The organism is Bradyrhizobium sp. USDA 4461, from assembly GCF_054055655.1.
Genome location: NZ_JBSRXM010000001.1, coordinates 435,918 through 455,323, shown reverse-complemented (window position 1 = coordinate 455,323; position 19,406 = coordinate 435,918). Strand labels below are relative to the sequence as shown.

The 19,406-nt window shown below is 65.3% G+C and carries 14 protein-coding genes and 1 pseudogene; 4 read left to right on the top strand and 11 right to left on the bottom strand.

From position 1 onward, the window contains the following. Positions 1–23 precede the first annotated feature (23 nt). Together ACVINW_RS02190 and ACVINW_RS02185 are read right to left on the bottom strand one after the other, a co-directional pair. Positions 24–1,847 (bottom strand): TonB-dependent receptor, encoded by a 1,824-nt coding sequence (locus ACVINW_RS02190; RefSeq protein WP_456749785.1) that lies wholly within the window; start codon positions 1,845–1,847, stop codon positions 24–26. A 597-nt stretch (positions 1,848–2,444) separates the two neighbouring features. After that, a complete protein-coding gene (locus ACVINW_RS02185) occupies positions 2,445–2,816 on the bottom strand; it encodes a DUF2946 family protein (RefSeq protein ID WP_456749784.1) in 372 nt (123 codons plus the stop codon). Positions 2,817–3,128: 312 nt separating this feature from the next. Here ACVINW_RS02185 and ACVINW_RS02180 point away from each other — a divergent pair, with 312 nt between their 5' ends. Further along, positions 3,129–3,743: a hypothetical protein gene (locus ACVINW_RS02180; RefSeq protein WP_456749783.1), complete on the top strand. Its 615-nt coding sequence runs from the start codon at positions 3,129–3,131 to the stop codon at positions 3,741–3,743. Positions 3,744–3,751: 8 nt separating this feature from the next. On the opposite strand, the gene ACVINW_RS02175 is transcribed toward ACVINW_RS02180, so the two are convergent. From ACVINW_RS02175 to ACVINW_RS02145, 7 genes are all read right to left on the bottom strand, one after another. Then, positions 3,752–6,247 (bottom strand): TonB-dependent receptor, encoded by a 2,496-nt coding sequence (locus ACVINW_RS02175; RefSeq protein ID WP_456749782.1) that lies wholly within the window; start codon positions 6,245–6,247, stop codon positions 3,752–3,754. A 250-nt stretch (positions 6,248–6,497) separates the two neighbouring features. Further along, positions 6,498–9,044 (bottom strand): TonB-dependent receptor domain-containing protein, encoded by a 2,547-nt coding sequence (locus ACVINW_RS02170; protein ID WP_456749781.1) that lies wholly within the window; start codon positions 9,042–9,044, stop codon positions 6,498–6,500. A 262-nt stretch (positions 9,045–9,306) separates the two neighbouring features. Further along, positions 9,307–9,981 (bottom strand): RraA family protein, encoded by a 675-nt coding sequence (locus tag ACVINW_RS02165; RefSeq protein ID WP_456749780.1) that lies wholly within the window; start codon positions 9,979–9,981, stop codon positions 9,307–9,309. A 185-nt stretch (positions 9,982–10,166) separates the two neighbouring features. Then, complete coding sequence (locus tag ACVINW_RS02160; protein WP_456749779.1) at positions 10,167–11,192, bottom strand: amidohydrolase family protein; 1,026 nt, start codon at positions 11,190–11,192, stop codon at positions 10,167–10,169. A gap of 10 nt (positions 11,193–11,202) precedes the next feature. Then, positions 11,203–12,543 (bottom strand): MFS transporter, encoded by a 1,341-nt coding sequence (locus ACVINW_RS02155; protein ID WP_456749778.1) that lies wholly within the window; start codon positions 12,541–12,543, stop codon positions 11,203–11,205. Between the two features lie 28 nt (positions 12,544–12,571). After that, positions 12,572–13,903: an MFS transporter gene (locus tag ACVINW_RS02150; RefSeq protein WP_456749777.1), complete on the bottom strand. Its 1,332-nt coding sequence runs from the start codon at positions 13,901–13,903 to the stop codon at positions 12,572–12,574. A 55-nt stretch (positions 13,904–13,958) separates the two neighbouring features. After that, positions 13,959–14,945, bottom strand: coding sequence for a hydroxyacid dehydrogenase (locus ACVINW_RS02145; protein WP_456749776.1), 987 nt, complete (start codon positions 14,943–14,945; stop codon positions 13,959–13,961). A gap of 196 nt (positions 14,946–15,141) precedes the next feature. On the opposite strand from ACVINW_RS02145, the gene ACVINW_RS02140 reads away from it, so the two are divergent. Both ACVINW_RS02140 and ACVINW_RS02135 read left to right on the top strand, forming a co-directional pair. Beyond that, on the top strand, positions 15,142–16,077 hold the full coding sequence (locus ACVINW_RS02140; RefSeq protein WP_456749775.1) for a LysR substrate-binding domain-containing protein: 936 nt from the start codon (positions 15,142–15,144) through the stop codon (positions 16,075–16,077). A 190-nt stretch (positions 16,078–16,267) separates the two neighbouring features. Then, complete coding sequence (locus tag ACVINW_RS02135) at positions 16,268–16,618, top strand: hypothetical protein (protein WP_456749774.1); 351 nt, start codon at positions 16,268–16,270, stop codon at positions 16,616–16,618. Between the two features lie 14 nt (positions 16,619–16,632). Here the strand turns inward: ACVINW_RS02135 and ACVINW_RS02130 are convergent, their stop codons facing one another. Further along, positions 16,633–17,529 (bottom strand): LysR family transcriptional regulator, encoded by an 897-nt coding sequence (locus ACVINW_RS02130; protein ID WP_456749773.1) that lies wholly within the window; start codon positions 17,527–17,529, stop codon positions 16,633–16,635. Between the two features lie 117 nt (positions 17,530–17,646). On the opposite strand from ACVINW_RS02130, the pseudogene ACVINW_RS02125 reads away from it, so the two are divergent. Next, positions 17,647–18,526, top strand: a pseudogene (locus ACVINW_RS02125) (NmrA family NAD(P)-binding protein). Here the strand turns inward: ACVINW_RS02125 and ACVINW_RS02120 are convergent. After that, positions 18,523–19,233 carry a type 1 glutamine amidotransferase gene (locus ACVINW_RS02120; protein WP_456749772.1) on the bottom strand — a complete coding sequence of 237 codons (711 nt, stop codon included), beginning with the start codon at positions 19,231–19,233 and terminating at the stop codon, positions 18,523–18,525. The pseudogene ACVINW_RS02125 and the gene ACVINW_RS02120 overlap by 4 nt on opposite strands. Positions 19,234–19,406: the final 173 nt, after the last annotated feature.

The window sequence follows — 19,406 nt, the reverse complement described above, 5'->3', positions numbered from 1 at the left end:
GGCAGGATTATGACGCAGTAAGGCTAGAACTTCTGCGTGATGCCGGCGTAGAAGCCGCGGCGCGGGCCGTATTGCGGGGCGAACACGCCGATGCCGGAGCCGTCGCGGATCTGGTAGACGGTGTCGAACAGATTGACGACGTCGAAGCGCAGCGTGGTCGGCTTGTTCGGCGCGACGATGGTGAAGTCGTGCGAGACGCCGAGATTGACCTGCGTATAGGCCGGCACCGTGCCGGTGTTGGCGAAGCCGTCGCGCAGGCCCGAGCCGTAGATCATCGAGGCGCTGAACTTGGTGTCGTGCCATTGATACCAGCCGCCGACCGATGCGGTCAGCGTCTGGGCGTGGTCGGTGTTGACGTAATTGTTGGCGATATAGGCGAGCTCGTCCGGATCGAACAGATATTGGTTCGACACGACCTGGGTGGCGACTTGCCGTGCGATTGCGACATTGCCGTAGAGATGCAGATTGTCGTGGTCGTAGCGCGCTTTCAGCTCGACGCCTTCATTGGTGCCCTTGGCATAGTTGAAGGCGGTCAGGACATAGGCCTGGCCGAACTGACCGTCGTCGAGCAGGTCGGTCGCGATCTTGTAATAGGCGTCCATGCCGACCTCGAGGCCGGGGATCGCAGCAACTTTTTGCGTGACGCCGATGTCGAACACGTGCGAGCGCTCCGGTAGCACCGGATCATTGGCGGTGACGCCCGGTTGCGCCGTGGTGTTCTGCACCAGCGCGAGGTTGGTCGGCGCCGCCAGCACCTGCTCGGGCGGCGTGAAGTTGCGCGCATAGCCGGCATGGAAGGTTGTGCCATCGAAAGGCTTCCAGGTCAGGCTGATCCTGGGGCTCAGCTGGTTGGCATCGACATATTGCCACATCTGGTCGAAGCGCAGGCCCGCGTTGAGCGTCAGCTGGTTGGTGATCTTCCACTCGTCGGCGATGTAGGTGGAGAACAGGTATCCGGTCTTGGCGCTGGAATCGAACACCGAGAGCGGCGCATCGATCGGATTGCCGGAATCGTCGAGCGGCAGCACGGTCGAGCCGTTGTTGACCAGCGTGCGTTCGGCGCTGAACGACATGCCGAATTTCAGCGTGTGCGCGAAGCCGAGCCGGTAGGACGTGTCCTCCTGGATGCCGTTGACGAAGCTCTGGCGATAGACGTCGGAGGCGACGCCGTTGAAGACGAGGTCGCCGACCGGGTCGGGCATGAAGTGCAGCTGGCTGTAGCGGTTGAAATAGGCGACCTGGTAGTCGAAGCCGTCGCCGGATTTTTGATAGGCCACGACGTTGAACTGGTTGAACTCCCGCTGCCGCTCGTTGAGCAGTGCGGAATCGAAGTTGGAGACGCCGTAGGCGGTGAAGGCCGGCGGCTGCCCGGGATTGTTGGGGATCTGATAGTTGCCGTTGGAGACGCCGCCGATATAGGTCAGCCGGCTGGTCGAGTCGATCGCGGTCGAGACATAGGCAAAGCCTTTCTCCTGATCGGTGCGGTCGTGGATGGCGCTGTAGGCCGGCGTCGGGTTCTCGATGCCGACGTCGCTGCCGAAATAGCGGCCGGAGACGTAGTACTGCGTCTGTCCGACCGTGCCGCCATAGTCGACGCTGGTGGTGAAATTGCCGTGGCTGCCGCCATAGACGCTCACGCTGCCGGAATTGTTGAAGGCGTCGGTCTTGGTCTGGATGTCGAGCACGCCGGCGGTGCGCAGGCCGTATTGCGCGGGCAGCGCGCCGGTGATGAGCGCCATGCTGCCGACGATCCCGGTGTCGATGATCTGGCCGAAGGCGCCGACGCCGTCCGGCAGCATGATTCCGTTGATGCGGTATTGCATGGTTGGCGTGCTCGTTGCGGACATGCAGTTCGCCGCTGGCGGCCGAATCCTGCGATACGCCCGGCGCCTGCAGCAGCGCCTTGTCGAGCGTGGTGTTGGTGCCCTGCGGCAGTGACTGAAGGAACTGCTGGCTCATCTGATAGCTGCCGGCGCCGGTCGGCGCGAGCAGCGCGGCGCGCGCCTGGTCGAGCCGTTCGTTCTGGCCTGCGATGGCCTGCGCCTGGGTCTGCTCTGGAGATTCCGGCGTCGCCGAGACCGTGCCGGCTCGTCGCGCGCGGTGGCCGCCGCCGGCAGCTACGCGGGTGTTCGGCTTTTTTGGCCCTGATGGCGCGTTGTGGTGCTGCGGCGCCGTCACCGTGATGTCGGGCAGGGTGGTGGTCGGCGCCGTCGTCTGCGCGAATGCGGTGCCATTGATCCCGCAGGCGATCAGCGAAGCCGCACCGGCGGCCGCGTGTCGTCGGATAGTGCCTGACATATTGGTTCCCGATCTCATGAGGCCGCGATCCGATCCGTCCGAACAGGACGCGGTCGAGCCCGCCGTCGCTTTACGACGGCCCAATTCCGATTGATCAAACGCCAGCCGATCCATGGCCGCGTTCGACGTTCAGTCGTGCGGGGAATTCAGGCGACCGGAGGCGCGCGCGGCTGATAGTGGTGCCGGCCGATCTCGACCGGGGCCGCATAATTGTCGATCTGCCAACAGAGCAGACCGGCAGCATTCGGCAGTTGCAGCGGCGGCAATGCCGGTGCCGGTACGGCCGAATTGACCATCGCCACGACGGCGCAGATCGCGCAAAGATCCGCGGCCTGGTCGGAATCCGGATTCGAAGCTGGTGCGTTGCGCGAGGCGCGCTCGACATGCGCCGCGAACGACGTCGGCGCCAGCGCCGCTGCAATGGCGTGGAAATGCCCGAACGACAGCACGAACTGGATCGACAGCGCCAGCAGCGCGAGCCGAGCCCCATGCCTGATGTTCGAACGAAACCACTTCATGTCGACGCCATTCCCGCGTCGGGAGGTCACAAGACCTACGGATGGCAGCTGCGACGCGGTGTCGCACAGTTTCGAAAACGTGCTGGGCTGTCAATCCGCATTGCTGGGCGAGGTGATCAATTTCCAGGCGATCGGACGATTTTGCCACATCGCGGCCGGCACGGGACGCCGGTCCCCGACAGCAATGTTTCCGCGAGCGATCGCTCCATGGCGAGGGGCGCCAGCACTAGTCTGTTGCGTCCTGCTGGAGGTCGTGCGCTGGCATTCTCGACCTCAGAAGGGTATGATCGACAACCACATGACGGTAAGCTGATGTCCGCTTTCGTAAGCAAACTTGGCCTCGCAATTCCACTATTGGTGCTGTGCCTCGGCGGCCAGCAGGCCCATGCGCAGGCCGGCCCGGTGCGCTACTGGACGCCGGGCTCGCTGTTCGGCTTCGGCGGCAGCCTGGCGGACGGCCAGAAGGCGGACACCTACGGCAATTTTCCGGGTTTTGACGCGACCAGCGCGCAGGGCGGCGCCGCGTATCTGAACGGGCGGCCGGACGGCTGGTTCGTCGGCAGCGAAGGCGGTCGTGCCGGCTGGAGCGCGCTCGGCCAATCGGCGGCGTTCGGTTCGCTGGACTATCAGGGCGCGCAGGTCGGCTACAATTTCAAGGGTGTCGGCAACACGCCCGTGACCTTCTTCGCCGGCTTCGACAGCCTGAAATACAATCCGCCCGGCGCCGGCGGACCGGCGGCGCCGTTCAGCGGCAATCCCGGCGTCAACGCCGGCTATTCGGCGCGGGCGGGTGTCGAGTTCCGCCCGACCTCGAATGTCACCCTGTCGCTTGGGGCCAGCTTCACCCAGCAGGGGGCGGAGCGGATGGACAGCGACATTCATTCGCAATTGTTGCCCGGCCAGTCGGTCCTGTTCGGCGGCCGCTAGCTTCAAGCCTAGAACTTCGCCCTGATGCCGGCATAGGCGGCGAGCGGCATGCCGGGCACGAACGTGCGGGGATCGCTGAGCTGGGCCATCAGGTTGGTGACGCCGCGCGTCGTGCTGGCGAAGCCGCCGGTCTCGTAGAACGCGCCGCTCAGATAATAACGCTGGTTGAAAACGTTGTTGATCAGACCGAACACCTCGATGTTCGGGGTGATCTGATACGAGGTGTGCAGATTGACGACGGAATAGGCCGGGATCTTCGGGCTCTGGTTGGTGTCGTCATGGATGATCCACTGGCTGCCGACGACGTTGACGTCGGCGCCGACCTTCCACGCATCGGTGACGTTGTAGTCGACACCGGCCTTGACGCGGTGCGCGGGAATGCCCGGGATCTGGTCGCCCGGCTTGACGTTGACATAGGAGACATCCGAATTGTTCGGATCGGTTACCGCGTTCGGATTGTTCGGCGAGAACAGCGTGATCGCGCTTTGATAGGTCGCGTTGACATAGGTGTAGCTGGCGTAGGCGTTCCAGCGATTGACGCGGTAGTCGAGCTTGGCCTCGATGCCCTGCCGCAAGGTCTGCCCGGCATTCTGGAAGAAGCCGAAATTGTTGACGCCAAGCGGGCTCGCCACCTGGATGATGTCGTCGTCGGACAAGGTGCGGAACGCGCCCAGCCCCCAGCTCAGCATGCCGGTTCTGGCGTCGCGGCCCCAGCTGCCGCGCAGGCCGGCCTCGACGGTATGCGACACCACCTGCTTGAGCGGCGGATCGGCCACCAGGAAGCTGTCGATCATGCAGGGATGGTTGGGATCGGAGCAGCCGAGCTCGAGCGGCGTCGGTGCGCGGTTGGCTTCCGAATAGCCGGCATAGGCGGTGAGGTTCGGCGTGATTTTGTAGGTGCCGCCGATCACCGGGTTGAAGCGCTGGAAGTGGTTGCTGCTGTTGAGCAGGTCGTTGGTCCCGGTCTGGTCCTGCAGATCGATCTGGGCGAAGTTGAACCGTCCGCCGGCGGTGATCGAGAATTTGTCGGTCACGTCGAAGGTGTTGGTGAGATAGACGCCGGCATAGGTGTTGCTGGCGTGCAGGTCGACCGGGCTGAGGCCGGCGTCGGGCTGGTTGATGAAGATGCCGGTGCCGGTCACGAACAGGTTCTGGTCGACCGTGCCCAATTCGCTGCTGGCATTGAACTTGGTGAAGCCGTGGTCGACGCTGACGCCCATCACCACGTGGTTGTCGTGGCCGAACAGCTGGTCGGTGTTGGTGAGCTGCGCCGTGCCGCCGAAGCTCTTGGTGTCGACCCGGTTGCGGTCGAGCTCGCCAAGGAAGACGGTGCCGAGCGTATTGGGGACCGGCGGACCGCCGACCGGACCGTAGATCGGGTCATTGTCGTTGTTGCCGTCGATGCACAGGTTGCGCCCCCTGTTGCATCCTTCGACGTCGGTGCCGTTGCCGTCGACATGGGACTGCCAGAAGCCGCGGAAATAGGCGTTGCCCTGGAACGACCAGGTGTCCGAAATCGTATGGTTCAGCGTCGCGTTGACGAAGGCGAGCTGCAGCAGTGTCGATTGCGGCCAGGTGTAGACGCTCGACCAGCGCTGGTTGAGCATCTCGACCGGCGTCGCCGCGACATTGCCGAGCAGATTGTCGGCGCCGGTGAAGTTGATGTGGAATTCGGTCTGGTCGTTACGCGCGCCGATGTCGACATACATGCGGTTGACGTGCGAGGAATTGGCATAGTCGCGCCAGCCGCGGTCATAGGCGGATTCGAATGCTGCATAGGCCGAGATGTTGTCCTTCTGGCCGCCGGCCTGCACGCTGCCCTGCACGCGGCCGTAGGAGCCGCCGAACGTTTCAGCCTCGATACCTTGATAGGTAAAGCCGTTCTTCATCTGAATGCTGAGCGCGCCGCCGATTGCGTTGAGGCCGAACACCGGGTTGTTGGGAACCAGCGAAACCTGGTCGATGGCCTTCTCCGGGATGAAGTCCCAGTTGACCACGTCGCCCCAGGACTCGTTGATGCGCACACCGTTCTGATAGACCGCGATGCCCTGCGGCGTGCCCTGCACCGGCGAGGCGGTGAAGCCGCGATAGTCGAGACTGCGCTGAAACGGATTGCCGGTCTGATCGGTGAGCGTGACGCCGGGCAGCTTGCGGTTCACCGAGTCCAAAAAGTTGGTCGAATAGTTGCGGCTGAAATCCGCCGAGGTCAGCACTTCGGTGTTGGACGGGATCTTGTCGCGGTCGAGCAGGCTGGAGTCGCGGTCGGAGGGGCCGGGCATTCCGGTGCTGCCTTCCGGCGCCGCCGCGGTCTGCGCCGGCGCGGCGCGGATTCGCGCGGTTCGCGATGTCCGCGCCACCGGCCGAGACGCGGGCTTGATGCTGCGGGTGCCTGACAACGGCGAGGTGGCGATCACGGTGACGGGCGGCAGCTCGGTTGCGGCCGGCGCGGCCGCCGTTTGGGCGTGCAGGATCGTTGGCGGCGCGACTGCAAGGACGGCCAGCACGGCTGCCGTTCCGCCGGTATGAGATGAAGACAACAAATATCGTGTTGCCGTACGCAACAACGTACCAGCCATGACGCTCCGCCCCTAAACCTTCGGTTCGCAGTTGTCCCCGTCGAACCCTGCATCTGAAGACTGCGGGAGCGGCACAGGCTTGGCAAACAAGATTTGTCCCGAGCGTCCGGGATTGTTTTCAGCAGCTGTCGGGAAGATTTCCAGCTTCGCGATCGGGAAAAATTCCCGCTCGCCGGCCTCAGAACTTCGCCCTGATGCCGGCGTAAGCCGCGAGCGGCATGCCGGGTACGAAGGTGCGGGGATCGCTCAGTTGCGCCATCAGGTTCGGAGCCGAGCCGGCACTGGCAAAGCCGCCGGTCTGATAGAACGCGCCGCTCAGATAATAGTGCTGGTTGAACACGTTGTTGATCAGGCCGAACACCTCGATGTTCGGCGTGATCTGATACGAGGTGTGCAGATTGACGACCGAGTAGGCCGGCACCTTCGGACTCTGGTTGGTGTCATCATGGATGATCCACTGGCTGCCGACGACGTTGACGTCGGCGCCGAGCTTCCATGCATCGGTCACGTTGTAGTCGACGCCGGCCTTGAAGCGGTGTGCTGGAATGCCCGGGATGTGGTCACCCGGATTGACGTTGACAAATTCCGCGCCGGCGTCGTTGGTCAGGGCGTTCGGATTGTTCGGCGAGGACAGCGTGATCGCGCTTCGGTAGGTCGCGTCGACATAGGTGTAGTTGGCGTAGGCGTTCCAGCGATCGATGCGATAGTCGAGCTTGGCCTCGATGCCTCGCCGCAAGGTCTGCCCGGCATTCTGGAAGAAGCCGAAATTGTTGACGCCGAGCGGGCTTGCCACTTCGATGATGTCGTCGTCCGACAGAGTCCGGAAGACACCCAGTCCCCAGCTCAGCATGCCGGTCCTGGCATCGCGGCCCCAGCTGCCGCGCAGGCCGGCCTCGACGGTGTGCGCGACCACCTGCTTGAGCGGCGGGTCGGATACCAGGAAGCTGTCGATCATGCAGGGGTGGTTGGGATCGGAGCAGCCGAGCTCCAGCGGTGTCGGCGCGCGGTTGGCTTCCGAATAGCCGGCATAGGCGGTGAGGTTCGGCGTGATCTTGTAGGTGCCGCCGATCACCGGATTGAATCGCTGAAAGCTGTTGCTGCTGGTGAGCAGCGGATTGGTCCCGGTCTGGTCCTGCAAATCGATCTGAGCAAAGTTGAACCGCCCACCCGCAGTGACCGAGAATTTGTTCGTCACGTCGAAAGTGTCGGTGAGATAGACGCCGGCATAGGTGTTGGTGGCGCGCAGATCGACCGGGCTCAGGCCGGCGTCGGGCTGGTTGATGAAGACGCCGGTGCCGGTCACGAACAGGTTGCTGGGATCGATCGTTGCGAGTTCGCTGGCCGCCGTGAATTTTGTGTTGCCGTGGTCGACGCTAACGCCCATCACGACGTGGTTGTCGTGTCCGAACAGCCTGTCGGAGTTGGTGAGCTGCGCTGTGCCGCCGAAGCTGTTGGTGGCAGCCCGGTTGCGGTCGAGTTCACCGAGGAAAGCGTCGCCCAGCGTGTTCGGAACGGACGGGCCTCCCGCGGAGCCAAAAATCGGAAGGCCGTCGCCGATGCACAGGCTGGCCCCCCCTTCGCACGATTGCACATTGGTGCCGTTGCCGTCGATATGCGACTGCCGGAAGCCGCGGAAATAGGCGTTGCCCTGGAACGACCAGGTGTCCGAGAAATTATGGCTCAGCGTCGCGTTGACGAAGGCGAGCTGCAGCAACGTCGATTGCGGCCAGGTGTAGACGCTCGACCAGCGCTGGTTGAGCATCTGAATCGGCGTTGCCACGACATTGCCGAGCAGGTTGTCGGCGCCGCTGAAGTTGACGTGGAATTCGGTCTGGTCGTTGCGAGCGCCGATGTCGACATACATCCGATTGACGTGCGAGGAGTTGGCATGGTCGCGCCAGCCGCGGTCATAGGCGGATTCGAACGCGGCGTAGGCCGAGACGTTGTCCTTCTGGCCGCCGGCCTGCACGCTACCCTGCACGCGGCCGTAGGAGCCGCCGAACGCCTCGGCTTCTGCACCCTGATAGGTGAAGCCGTTCTTCATCTGGATGCTGAGCGCGCCGCCGATCGCGTTGAGGCCGAACACCGGGTTGTTGGGAAACAATGCGACGCTGTCGATGGCCTTCTCCGGGATGAAGTCCCAGTTGACCACGTCGCCCCAGGATTCGTTGATGCGGACGCCGTTCTGATAGACCGCAATGCCCTGGGGCGTTCCCTGCACCGGCGAGGCGACGAAGCCGCGGTAGTCGAGATTGCGCTGGAACGGATTGCCGGTCTGGTCGGTGAGCGTGACGCCGGGCAGCTTGCGGTTCACCGAATCCAGGAAGTTGGTCGAATAGTTGCGACTGAAGTCCGCCGAGGTCAGCACCTCGGTGTTGGACGGAACCTTGTCGCGATCGATCAGGCTGGAGTCGCGGTCGGAGGGGCCGGGGACCCCGGCCCCGCCTTCCGGTGCGGCTGCGGTTTGAACCGGCGCGGCGCGCGTCCGCGCGGTCCGTGTGGGGCGCGCCGCCGGCCGGGAGGCGGGCTTGATGCTGCGCGTGCCGGACAGGGGCGAGGGGGCAATGACGTTGACCGGCGGCAGCTCGGCAGGGGCGGGGGCCTGGGCATGCGCGATCGTCAGCGGCGCTACGGCCCCGATGGCGGTGAGTATGGCCGCAGCGCCGCGCGCGGCGGCCGACTCGGATAAAAATCGTGTTGCCGTACGCAACACCGTACCAGCCATGACGCCCACCCCATGGTCGCGGTTCGCTTTTATCCCCGACGAACCTTTGCGACCCTTGGCTTTCAGACTGCGGGAGCGCTGTGGCTTTGGCAAACAAGATCAGTCCCGAGCGGGCGGGATTCTTTCCCGGTTCGATCGGGAAAAATTCCCGATGCTCGGCGCCGTGAGGCGTCATGGGCCGCTGATCAGGGGATTCCAGTGACGTTTCGCCGGTTGCTGCCCAAGAGGTAGGCATTCCCACCTCTTGGGCAGCGGTATCATGTCAGTCCTTGAACTCGCAGCCGAGCCGCTGCAGGGCCTCGTCGACCCAGCGGCGGTCGCTGGTGCCTGCGAGAATCTGCTGGATCGCCTTCTCCTCAGTCGCCTTCTTGGCCTCGGTCAGCTTGCAGATCGCCTCGACGTCGTCATAGGGCACGCAGAGCACGCCGTCGTCGTCGGCCACGATCAGGTCGCCGGGCTCGACGATCATGCCGTCGATCGAGATCGCGCAATTGATCTCGCCCGGGCCGTCCTTGTAGGGGCCGCGATGGGCGACGCCGGCGGCGAACACCGGGAACGAGCCGGTACGGATCGCGCCGGCATCGCGGATCGAGCCGTCGATCACGAAACCCGCGACGCCCTTCTTCTCGGCCAGCGTCGACATGATCTCGCCGATGATGGCGTTGACCAGCACGCCGCCGGCATCGACCACGATCACGTCGCCCGGTTGCGCCAGGTCGATCGCCTTGTGCACCATCAGATTGTCGCCGGGCCGGGTCTTCACGGTCAGCGCCGGGCCGCCGAGCCAGCCGCCCTTGTGCATCGGCCGCAGCCGGTTGGTGCCCGCGATCCGCGACATCGAATCGCTGATATTGGCGACCGGAAGCCGGCGGTAGCGCGCGACCAGGTCGGGCGAGACTTTCCGCTTCGCCTTGTGAATTGCAAATCCTATGGCCATCGGTTTTCTCCGGGAGATTGATTGCTTGAAGTCGGTTCTCGGTCTTGCTGCTTGGTTAGACCCTCATGGTGAGGAGCGCGGAACGCGCGTCTCGAACCATGAGGCCCCGTCGGTGGCCTGCATCCTTCGAGACGCCCTGCGGGCTCCTCAGGATGAGGGGTTAGAGGAAAGTGTGCCGCGGCCGTTCAGTGCGCACGGCGGTCGAGATGGGCGTTGAGGCGAGGATAGACGCGGCGGGCGTTGCCTTCAAAGATCTTGGCCTTGTCTGCCGCGCTCAACGGCAATGCATCGATGTAGCGGCGGGTGTCGTCGAAATGATGCCCGGTCTCGGGATCGATGCCGCGCACCGCGCCGACCATTTCCGAGGCAAACAGGATGTTCTCGACCGGGATCACCCGGGTCAACAGTTCGATGCCGGGCAGATGATAGACGCAGGTGTCGAAGAACACGTTCTTCAACAGATGCTCCGACAGCGGCGGCAGCTTCATGTCCTGCGCGAGGCCGCGGTAGCGGCCCCAGTGATAGGGCACCGCGCCGCCGCCATGCGGGATGATGAACCGCAGGGTCGGGAAGCGCTTGAACAGGTCCGAGGTCAGGAACTGCATGAAGGCGGTGGTGTCGCCGTTGAGGTAATGCGCGCCGGTGCCGTGGAAGCAGGGATTGCAGGACGAGGAAACATGGACCATCGCCGGCACGTCGAGCTCGACCATCTTCTCGTACAGTGGATACCACCATTCGTCGGTCAACGGTGGGTCGCACCAATAGCCGCCGGCGGGATCCGGATTGAGGTTGCAGCCGACGAAGCCGAGCTGGGTCACGCAGCGCTCCAGCTCCTCGATGCAGTTCGCAGGCGTGACGCCCGGGCTCTGCGGCAGCTGGCAGACCGGGACGAAGTTCTGCGGAAACAGGGTGCAGACCCGGTGCACGAGGTCGTTGCAGATCGTGGTCCATTCGCGGCTGGTGGCTTCCTTGCCGACATGATGCGCCATGCCGGCGGCGCGCGGCGAGAAGATGGTGACGTCGGTGCCGCGCTCCTTCTGCAAACGGAGCTGTGCGCCCTCGACGCTACTGCGGATCTCGTCGTCGGTGATGCCGAGATTGGTGGTGAGCGGACGGCGCGATTTGTCGGCGAGGCCGGCGAGCTGCTTGTCGCGGAAGATCTGCAGCTTGGCCGGCTCGGTGGTGTAGTGGCCGTGACAGTCGATGATCATGGTTGCTTCCTTACGAGGTGGTCAGTGTGTCAACGGATGACGGGATCGCGTCCGTCAATTCCGTCTCGCGCGGTTTGACGCGCATGGTGGCGGCGATGGCGGAGGCGATGAGCAGGAAGCCGGCGATGCCGACCAGCGCCCAGGAGAAGCTTCCGGTGGAGTCCTTGATCAGGCCGATGCACCACGGTCCGATCAGCCCGCCGAACTGCGCCAGCGTGTTGACCATGGCGATCGCGGCGGCGCCCGCCGCGCCGGTCAACAGCGAGGCATTGATGCTCCAGAACAGCGGATTGCCGGCATTCAGGCTGAAGCCGACGATGCAGAGGAACACGAAGGCCAGCACCGGACTTGCGACATAAGCGCTGCCGAGCATCGCGACCGCGGCGAGCAGATAGACGGCGGCCAGATGAAACTTGCGGTCGCCGGTCTTGTCCGAGCTGCGGCTGACCACGATGGTGCCGACGACGCCGAGCAGCGGCGGGACCGCCGAGAGGAAGCCGACATGGATGTTGCTGAGATCGCCCATGCCCTTGATGATCTGCGGCAGCCACAGCAACAGGCCGTAGATGCCGACCAGCGCGCAGCCGAACAGCGCCGCCAACAGCCAGACCCGGATATCGAGCACGCATTCGATCACCCTGTGCTGCCCCTGTCGTTCGATCTCGGCCCGTTCGGCGGCGAGCTCGCCCTCCAGCCAGGCCGCCTGCTCCTTGCTCAGCCAGCTTGCCTTGGCGGGACGGTCGGTCAGATAATAGAGCGTGAACAGGCCGAGCAGAATGGTCGGCACGCCCTCGGCGATGAACATCCATTGCCAGCCATGCAGGCCGGCCGCGCCGTCGAGGAAGGTCATGATGCTGGTCGAGATCGGCCCGCCCAACACCGCCGAGAACGAGCCGGCGATGATGTAGCCGGCCACCGCGCGGGCGCGATAGCGCGCCGGGAACCAGTAGGTGAGGTACAGCACGACGCCCGGCATGAAGCCGGCTTCGGCGACGCCGAGGCCGAAGCGCATCACGTAGAGGCTGAGCGGATTCCAGACGAAGGCGGTCAGCGTGGCGACGAGCCCCCAGGTGATCAGGATGCGCGCCAGCCAGATTCGCGCCCCGAGCCAGTGCAGCATCAGATTGCTCGGCACCTCGAGCACCATGTAGCCGAGGAAGAAGATGCTGGCCGCGAAGCCGAAGATCGCCGGGCTGAGGCCGAGATCCTTGTTCATGGTCAGCCCGGCATAGCCGAGATTGATGCGATCGAGATAGTTGAAGAACATCATCGCGAACAGGATCGGGATCAGCCGCCAATAGACGCGGCGGATGGTTTGTCGTTCGAGCTCGCTGACGGACGCGCCGTTCATTGCAATCTCCCGTTCATTGTGATGGCGTTCATTGGGTCGCGACGCCATTTCGGATGGTGTTGGGGGGCATGGCCCCGCGCCCGGCAGACGGCCGTTCGGCGCCATCCGGAGCTGCGCCTGCCGCCATCGTTCTGAGGTCGATGCCCTGCTGCTCGGGCAGCAGCAACGCCGCGCAGAAGGCGGCGGCGTAGCCGCAGATCGCGCAGATCGCCATGGCATCGCCGAGATGCATCCGCGCCGAGAGGATGCCGACGGTCGCCGGCACGATCGAGCCGAGGCCGCGTCCGGCGCTGAGCGCAAAGCCGGCGCCATTGGCGCGGATGTTGGTCGGGAACAGCTCGGCAAAGGTCGGCATCAGGCCGGAGGCGAGGCCCGCCTGCAACGCGCCGAGGAAGAAGCCGAGGATGATGGTGATGCCTTGGCCGATCGGCGCCTGGGTGTAGGCGGCGACGTTCAGCGCCTGGCAGACCAGGAACAGCATGAAACCCTTGCGGCGGCCGATCCGGTCGGCAATCAGGCCGAATGCGATCGGTCCGACGAACGATCCGAAGATGTTGACCGCGAGATAGCCGGCGGTGTGCGTGACGGGCAGGTGCAAGCCGGTCTGCAGATAGGTCGGCAGCCAGGTGATCATCACATAGGCCGCGCCGAGCGTGCCTGTGGTGAAGAACGTCGCGACCAGCGTCTTGAACAGATGCTCGCCGGTGAAGATGGTCCAGAAGCCGTGCGACGCCGACGCGGTGCGTTGTGCCTTCTCTTCGGCGAAGATCGCGGATTCCGGCACGAAGCGGCGAACGAAGAACACCAGCAAAGCGGGCAGGATTCCGATCGCGAAGAACACGCGCCAGGCGATGTCTTGCGACAGCCAGCCGAAGATGACCGGAAATGCCGCCACCGACAGCGCGTTGCCGACGGCGTATCCGCTCTGGATCGCAGCCGCAACGCGGCCGCGCATGCCGGCCGAAACCACTTCGGCGACCAGCACCGCGCCGACCGCGGCCTCGCCGCCATAGCCCATGCCCTGGATGGCGCGTGCGACCAGCAGGTACCAGAAGCCGTCGGCGAATGCGGCGGCAAAGGTCGAGACCGCAACCAGCAGGATGGTGAATTGCAGGACGCGGACCCGGCCGAACCGGTCGGCGGCAATGCCGGCGATCCAGCCGCCGATCGCGGTGCCGATCAGCGAGCTCGACGCGAGGATGCCGGCGTCGGGCCGCGACAGGCTCAGGGTTGCGATCAGCGCCGGCGTGACCAGCGCGTAGATCGTGGTGTCCATCGAGTCGAGTGCGAGCCCGCCGAAGGCGGCGAAGAATGTCTTGCGTTCGACGGCGGACAGTTTCGACAGCCACCCCAGATTCATGTTCGTTTCCTCGTGATGATGCCGGCCTCTTGTGTCGGGCCGTTGCTGGAAAGAGCTAAGGCGGGTCCAGCGCCGCCGGGTTCACCACATTGCCGCGATCGATTTCGCCGCCGGTCAGCACGGCTGCGATGTTGCGCGCGGCCTCGACGCCGGTCCGCGTAATCGATGCGCCGGTTTGCGCGGCGATATGCGGCGTCACGATCAGGTTCGGCGCCTGCAGGATCGGCCGGTCCTTGGCCGGCGGCTCTTCCGCCAGCGTGTCGAGGCCGGCGCCGGCGAGATGGCCGCTTGCGAGCGCCGCGCGGAGCGCGTCCTCGTCGACCAGCGCACCGCGCGCCGTGTTGATCAGGATGGCGCCGGGCTTCATGGCCGCGAGCCGCGCCGCATCGATCATGCCGCGCGTCGCATCGGTCAACGGCGCGTGCAGGCTGACGATGTCGGAGACTGCGAGCAGCTCGGCGAGATCGGCGGCCTCGCGCGCCAGCGCCGGATCGACGCGGCCCTTGCTGCGGCCGAGCGCGACGACGCTCATGCCGAGTGCGGCCGCCGCGCGCGCGACATGCCGGGCGATGCGGCCGAAGCCGACCAGGCCAAGCGTGCGGCCGCGGATTTCACGGCCGCGATAGGTGGCGCGGTCCCAGGCGCCGGCATGGGTGCGCGCGTTCAGGCTGACGACGTCGCGCCCGAGCGCGAGGATCAGCGCGATGGTATGCTCGGCAACTGCGGGCGCGTTGGCATCGCCCGCCACCATCACCAGCACGCGCCTCGCCGTTGCCGCATCGATGTCGACGCTGTCGACGCCGGCGCCGTGCTTGGCGATCACGCGCAGATGCGGATTGCCGGCGATGACGGCGGCGGAGAATACCGGGTTGCCGCGCATCAGGATCGCCTGCGTCGGCACCGTCGCCATCTCGTGCGTGAGGCGCTCGGGCGTGACCGCATCGCGCATCAGCACGATCTCCGCGCCGATCTCGGTGAGGATCTTGACGGCGGCGGGGGCGAGGTTGTCGCCGGTGACCAGAACGCGAAACCGAGCGGCCATGGTCTATCGCCCGCCGCGATAATGCATGGCTGACCCGCTGCGAGCGCTGCGCGATATTGCCTGATCCTGACGCATTTCTCGCGCTTCTCCCTTCTTGTCCCTTGGACCGCAGGTGATTTCGCGCGAAGATCGGGAAACGACCCCTTGAGGTCAAATACCGCTTTGCCCCCTCACTTATAGGGAATCGGAATAAGCCATGGATTACAGGCAGCTTCGTTACTTCATCGCGGTGGCCGAAGAGCTCAGCTTCAGCCGCGCCGCCAGACGCCTGCATGTCAGCCAGCCGCCGCTGAGCACGCAGATCAAGGCGATGGAGCAGGAGCTCGGCACCCGCCTGTTGGCGCGGACCCGGCGCGCGGTGGAACTGACCCAGGCGGGGCAGTTGCTGCTGGAACATGCGCGGCGCGCCGTCAGCGAACTCGACCTGGCCTCGGAGACGGTGCGCCGCGCGGCTCGCGGCGAGGCCGGCATGATCCGCGTCGGCTTCACCGGATCAGTGCCGATGCTCGACATGTTCGCCGAGCTGTTCCGCAGCTTCCGTGCCAGCTATCCGCGGGTCAAGATCGAGCTCCGGCACATGTCGACGGCGACGCAGCTGCGCGCGCTCGCCGACGCCGAGCTCGATGTCGCGATCATGCGGCCGCCGCTCGATTTCAGGCCGGCGGCGGATTTGCAGGTCCATGTGGTTTGGCGCGACCGGCTGATGGTGTTTCTGCCGCTCGATCATCCGCTCGCCGGTGCGAAAGGCGCACTCGAGATGGCCGACCTGGCCGAGCATGAATTCGTCGGCATGGCCGAGAGCGGCTGCGGCGTCGGCGACCAGGCCGCGATGCTGTGCCGGCGCGCGGGCTTCGCGCCGCGGGTGGTGCAGGAGGCGCATGAGCTGCGCACCGTGCTCAGTCTCGTTGCAGCAGGGATCGGGCTCTCGATCCTGCCCTCATGCTACCAGCAGGCCGGCGTGATGAACGTGGTGGCGAAGCCGCTGGAGACGCCGGATGCCGAAAGCCGCATGCTGGTGGCGCTGCGCTCGAACGCCTCGCTGCTGCCGCGCCGGTTCGTCGAATGCGCGTTGCAGGCGGCGTCGCGCAGTGCGCCGCCGCTCGTTCCGGAGGTTGCGGCAGTGAGCCGTTGATCGTGCCGCACGCCCTATACTTTCGTCGACTGTAGTCTTCCGGTATCCGGTCTGGCCCTGCTCTTGCATCGTTCGATGGCAGGTGCTGGGGCGCGCCTGCCCGTGTCCCCGTCCGCGGCGATGATGTCGTGGGCGAAGGATGTGTGACGCGCGCCCGCAGCTGGATCAAAATCTGCGGAGACGAGACGACATGCACGTCATCACACGTGCGGCACTGCTGCTTGGAGCGCTATTGCTGACATCGCCGACCCTGGCGCGCGACGACGGCCGCTACGCCAACTCACCATTGAAACCCTGGTTTGAAAGCCTGCACAGCGGCTACGGGCAGTGCTGCTCGGATGCCGACGGATATGTGGTCGCGGATCCCGATTGGGAGTCGGATCACGGTCATTACCGCGTGCTGATCGACAGTGAATGGGTTGTGGTGCCTGACGAGGCCTTGATCACCGAGCCGAACAAGATCGGGCGAACCATGGTGTGGAAGCACTATATCGACGGCCACCCGCGCGTGCGCTGCTTCATGCCGGGCAGCATGACCTGAAACGTATCGTCCGCTCAGGCCGGCGGAACGAAGACGCGGTTCGGGAACGCTTTCTCGACGACGTCGAGAAACGCGCGAACCTTTGCGCCGACCAGCCGTCGCGAGCTCTGCAGCGCCCAGATCTCGACCGGAGGCCTGGCATCCGTTCCCCAATAGGCAAGCCGGCCCGCGGCAATGTCGTCGTCGACCAGCAGCTTGGGCAGCAGCGCCGCGCCGGCGCCTGCCAGCACGGCATCGCGCATCATCAGCATCGATGAGAGACGCAACACCGTCCGCGGCCTGAGCGTGATCTCGTCGCGTTCATTGCGGATGCGCCAGACCGTATCCGCTGGCGTCTGCGACATCAGAACGGCATCGACGGCCATGCCATCTGAATCGCGCGCGGAGGTCGTCGGCCGTGGTCGATCGGGATGCGCCACCACCAGCAGTTCATCGTTGAGGACGCGGCGGCCGACCAGGCGCTCGTCCGGCGACGGGTTGATGCGGATGACCAGGTCATAGCCGTCCTCGACCGGATCGACCAAGCGGTCCTCGGCGACGATCTCGAGCTGGACATCGGGATAGGCGTGCGCAAAGCGCGCAGCGATCCGGCCGAACGCGACATGCGCGAGCAACACCGGCGCGCTGACCCGCAACCGGCCGCGCGGCGTCGATGCGCCGAGCACCACGGCTTCGCCGGCTTCGGCGATGTCGGACAGCGGACCGCTGGTGCGCTCGTGCAGCGCGCGGCCCTCGTCGGTCAATCGGAGACTTTGCGAACCCCGCTCGATCAGGCGGACGCCGAGGGACTGTTCGAGCTCGGCGACGCGGCGGGACAGCGTGGCCTTGGCCCGGCCGGAGATGCGGCTGGCACGGCCGAAGCCGCCATGCGCGGCAACCAGGTTGAAATCGACGAGCGCCTGAAGGTCCATCTTGACCGTTCCATATTTGAGACGACCTGTCCAAATATTGGCATCTTCAAGAGAAAATTGGAACGGCTAGCTTCTTCGCAACGGCAGACGGTCTGCCCGAAAGAAGGAGTATTCGACATGGCTATTCTGGTGACAGGCAGCACAGGCACCATCGGCACCCCGGGTTCTCAACCATCTCGCCGGTCACGGCGTCGAGGTTCGCGCGCTGACGCGCTCGCCCGGCAAGGCGCAGTTCCCGCAGCATGTGACGGCGGTTCGCGGCGATCTGGCTGATGTGGATTCGGTCCGCGCAGCGCTCGACGGCGTCAGCACGCTGTTCCTGCTGGTGCCGAACGTGGCCGACGAACTGACCCAGGCGATGCTGACGCTGACGGCTGCGCGCGAGGCCGGCGTCAAGGGCATCGTCTATCTCTCGGTGTTCAAGGGCGAGACCTATGCCGACGTACCGCATTTCGTCGGCAAGCATACGGTCGAACGGATGATCGAGGCGCTCGATCTTCCCGCGACCATCCTGCGTCCGTCCTATTTCATCCAGAACGATCTCCGGCTGAAGGAGCCGCTGCTCAATTTCGGTGCCTATGGCGTGCCGATCGGCGCGAAGGGCATCTCGATGGTCGACATCCGCGACATCGCCGAGGCCGCCGCGATCGAGCTGGTGCGTCGCGAGCGCGCATCCGCACCGCTTGGCCGCGAGATCTATGACCTGGTCGGCCCCGATGTGATCACCGGCGAGGGCGCGGCTGCGATCTGGCGTGATGAGCTTGGCCGGGCGGTCAATTATGGCGGCGACGATCTTGCGGTCATGGAGCAGCGTCTCAAGGCCGCGATGCCGGCATGGCTCGCGCTCGATTTGCGCCTGATGTTCGGCCGTTACCAGAGCGACGGCGCGGTCGCGACGGCCGATGAGGTGGCGCGTCTGACGCGGCTGCTCGGCCGCGCGCCGCGTGCCTATCGCGATTTCGCCCGCGATGCTGCCGCGCAGTGGCGCAAGGCCTAGCTGCGAGGTTTTGTAAGGAAGCGCGTGACCACGCCGCCGAGCGCGGCGTGGTCGAGCGGGGCGGTGAGCGATGCCTTGGCGGTGTCGACCACGGCATCCGGCGCGAGGCCGCGGCGCAGCTCGCACAGCGCACCGGCGTAATCGGCGGTGAATTCCGGATGCGGCTGCACCGACAGCGTGGTGGCGTTGGCGTAGAGCAGCCCGGCATGCGGCGTGAAGTCCGACGCCATGATGGTGCGCGCGGAGGCGGGCGGGGTGATCACCTGGTCCTGATGCGAGGCGGCCACCGCGAGCATCTCGCCGTCGAGCAGCCCGTTGTCCGGCGCGATCCGATAGACGTGGCGGCCGATGCCCCAGCCCTTCTCCGACTTGCGCACGGTGCCGCCGAGCGCCTGCGCGATCAGCTGATGACCGAAGCAGACGCCGACCATCGGAATGCGCTTGTCGTGAGCTGCGCGTACGAAGGCTTCGAGCGGCGCGATCCAGGCGACGGCGTCATAGACGCCGGCCGCCGATCCCGTGATCAGGATCGCATCCAGATTGGACGGATCCGGCAGCGCCTCGCCCGTGGCGAGGCTCACGACGTCGCAGGTCACAGACGGATCGGCCGATGCCACCATCCGCTGAAACATCTGCGGATAGCTGCCGTGGCGCTCGCGGAATTGCGGGCTGACGAGCCCGGTCTCGATGATGGTGATGCGGGACATGGGATGCGGTGACGGATGCGCGGGGATGATCAAGCCTTTACCCCGAAAGCACTGAGCACCACAAGCCGGATGGCCGACAGCCCCAGGCGCGACGCAAGCGATGTCTGCTGCTCAATCCGTCATTGCGAGCGAAGCGAAGCAATCCATCGCTCCGCAAGCGGCGAAATGGATTG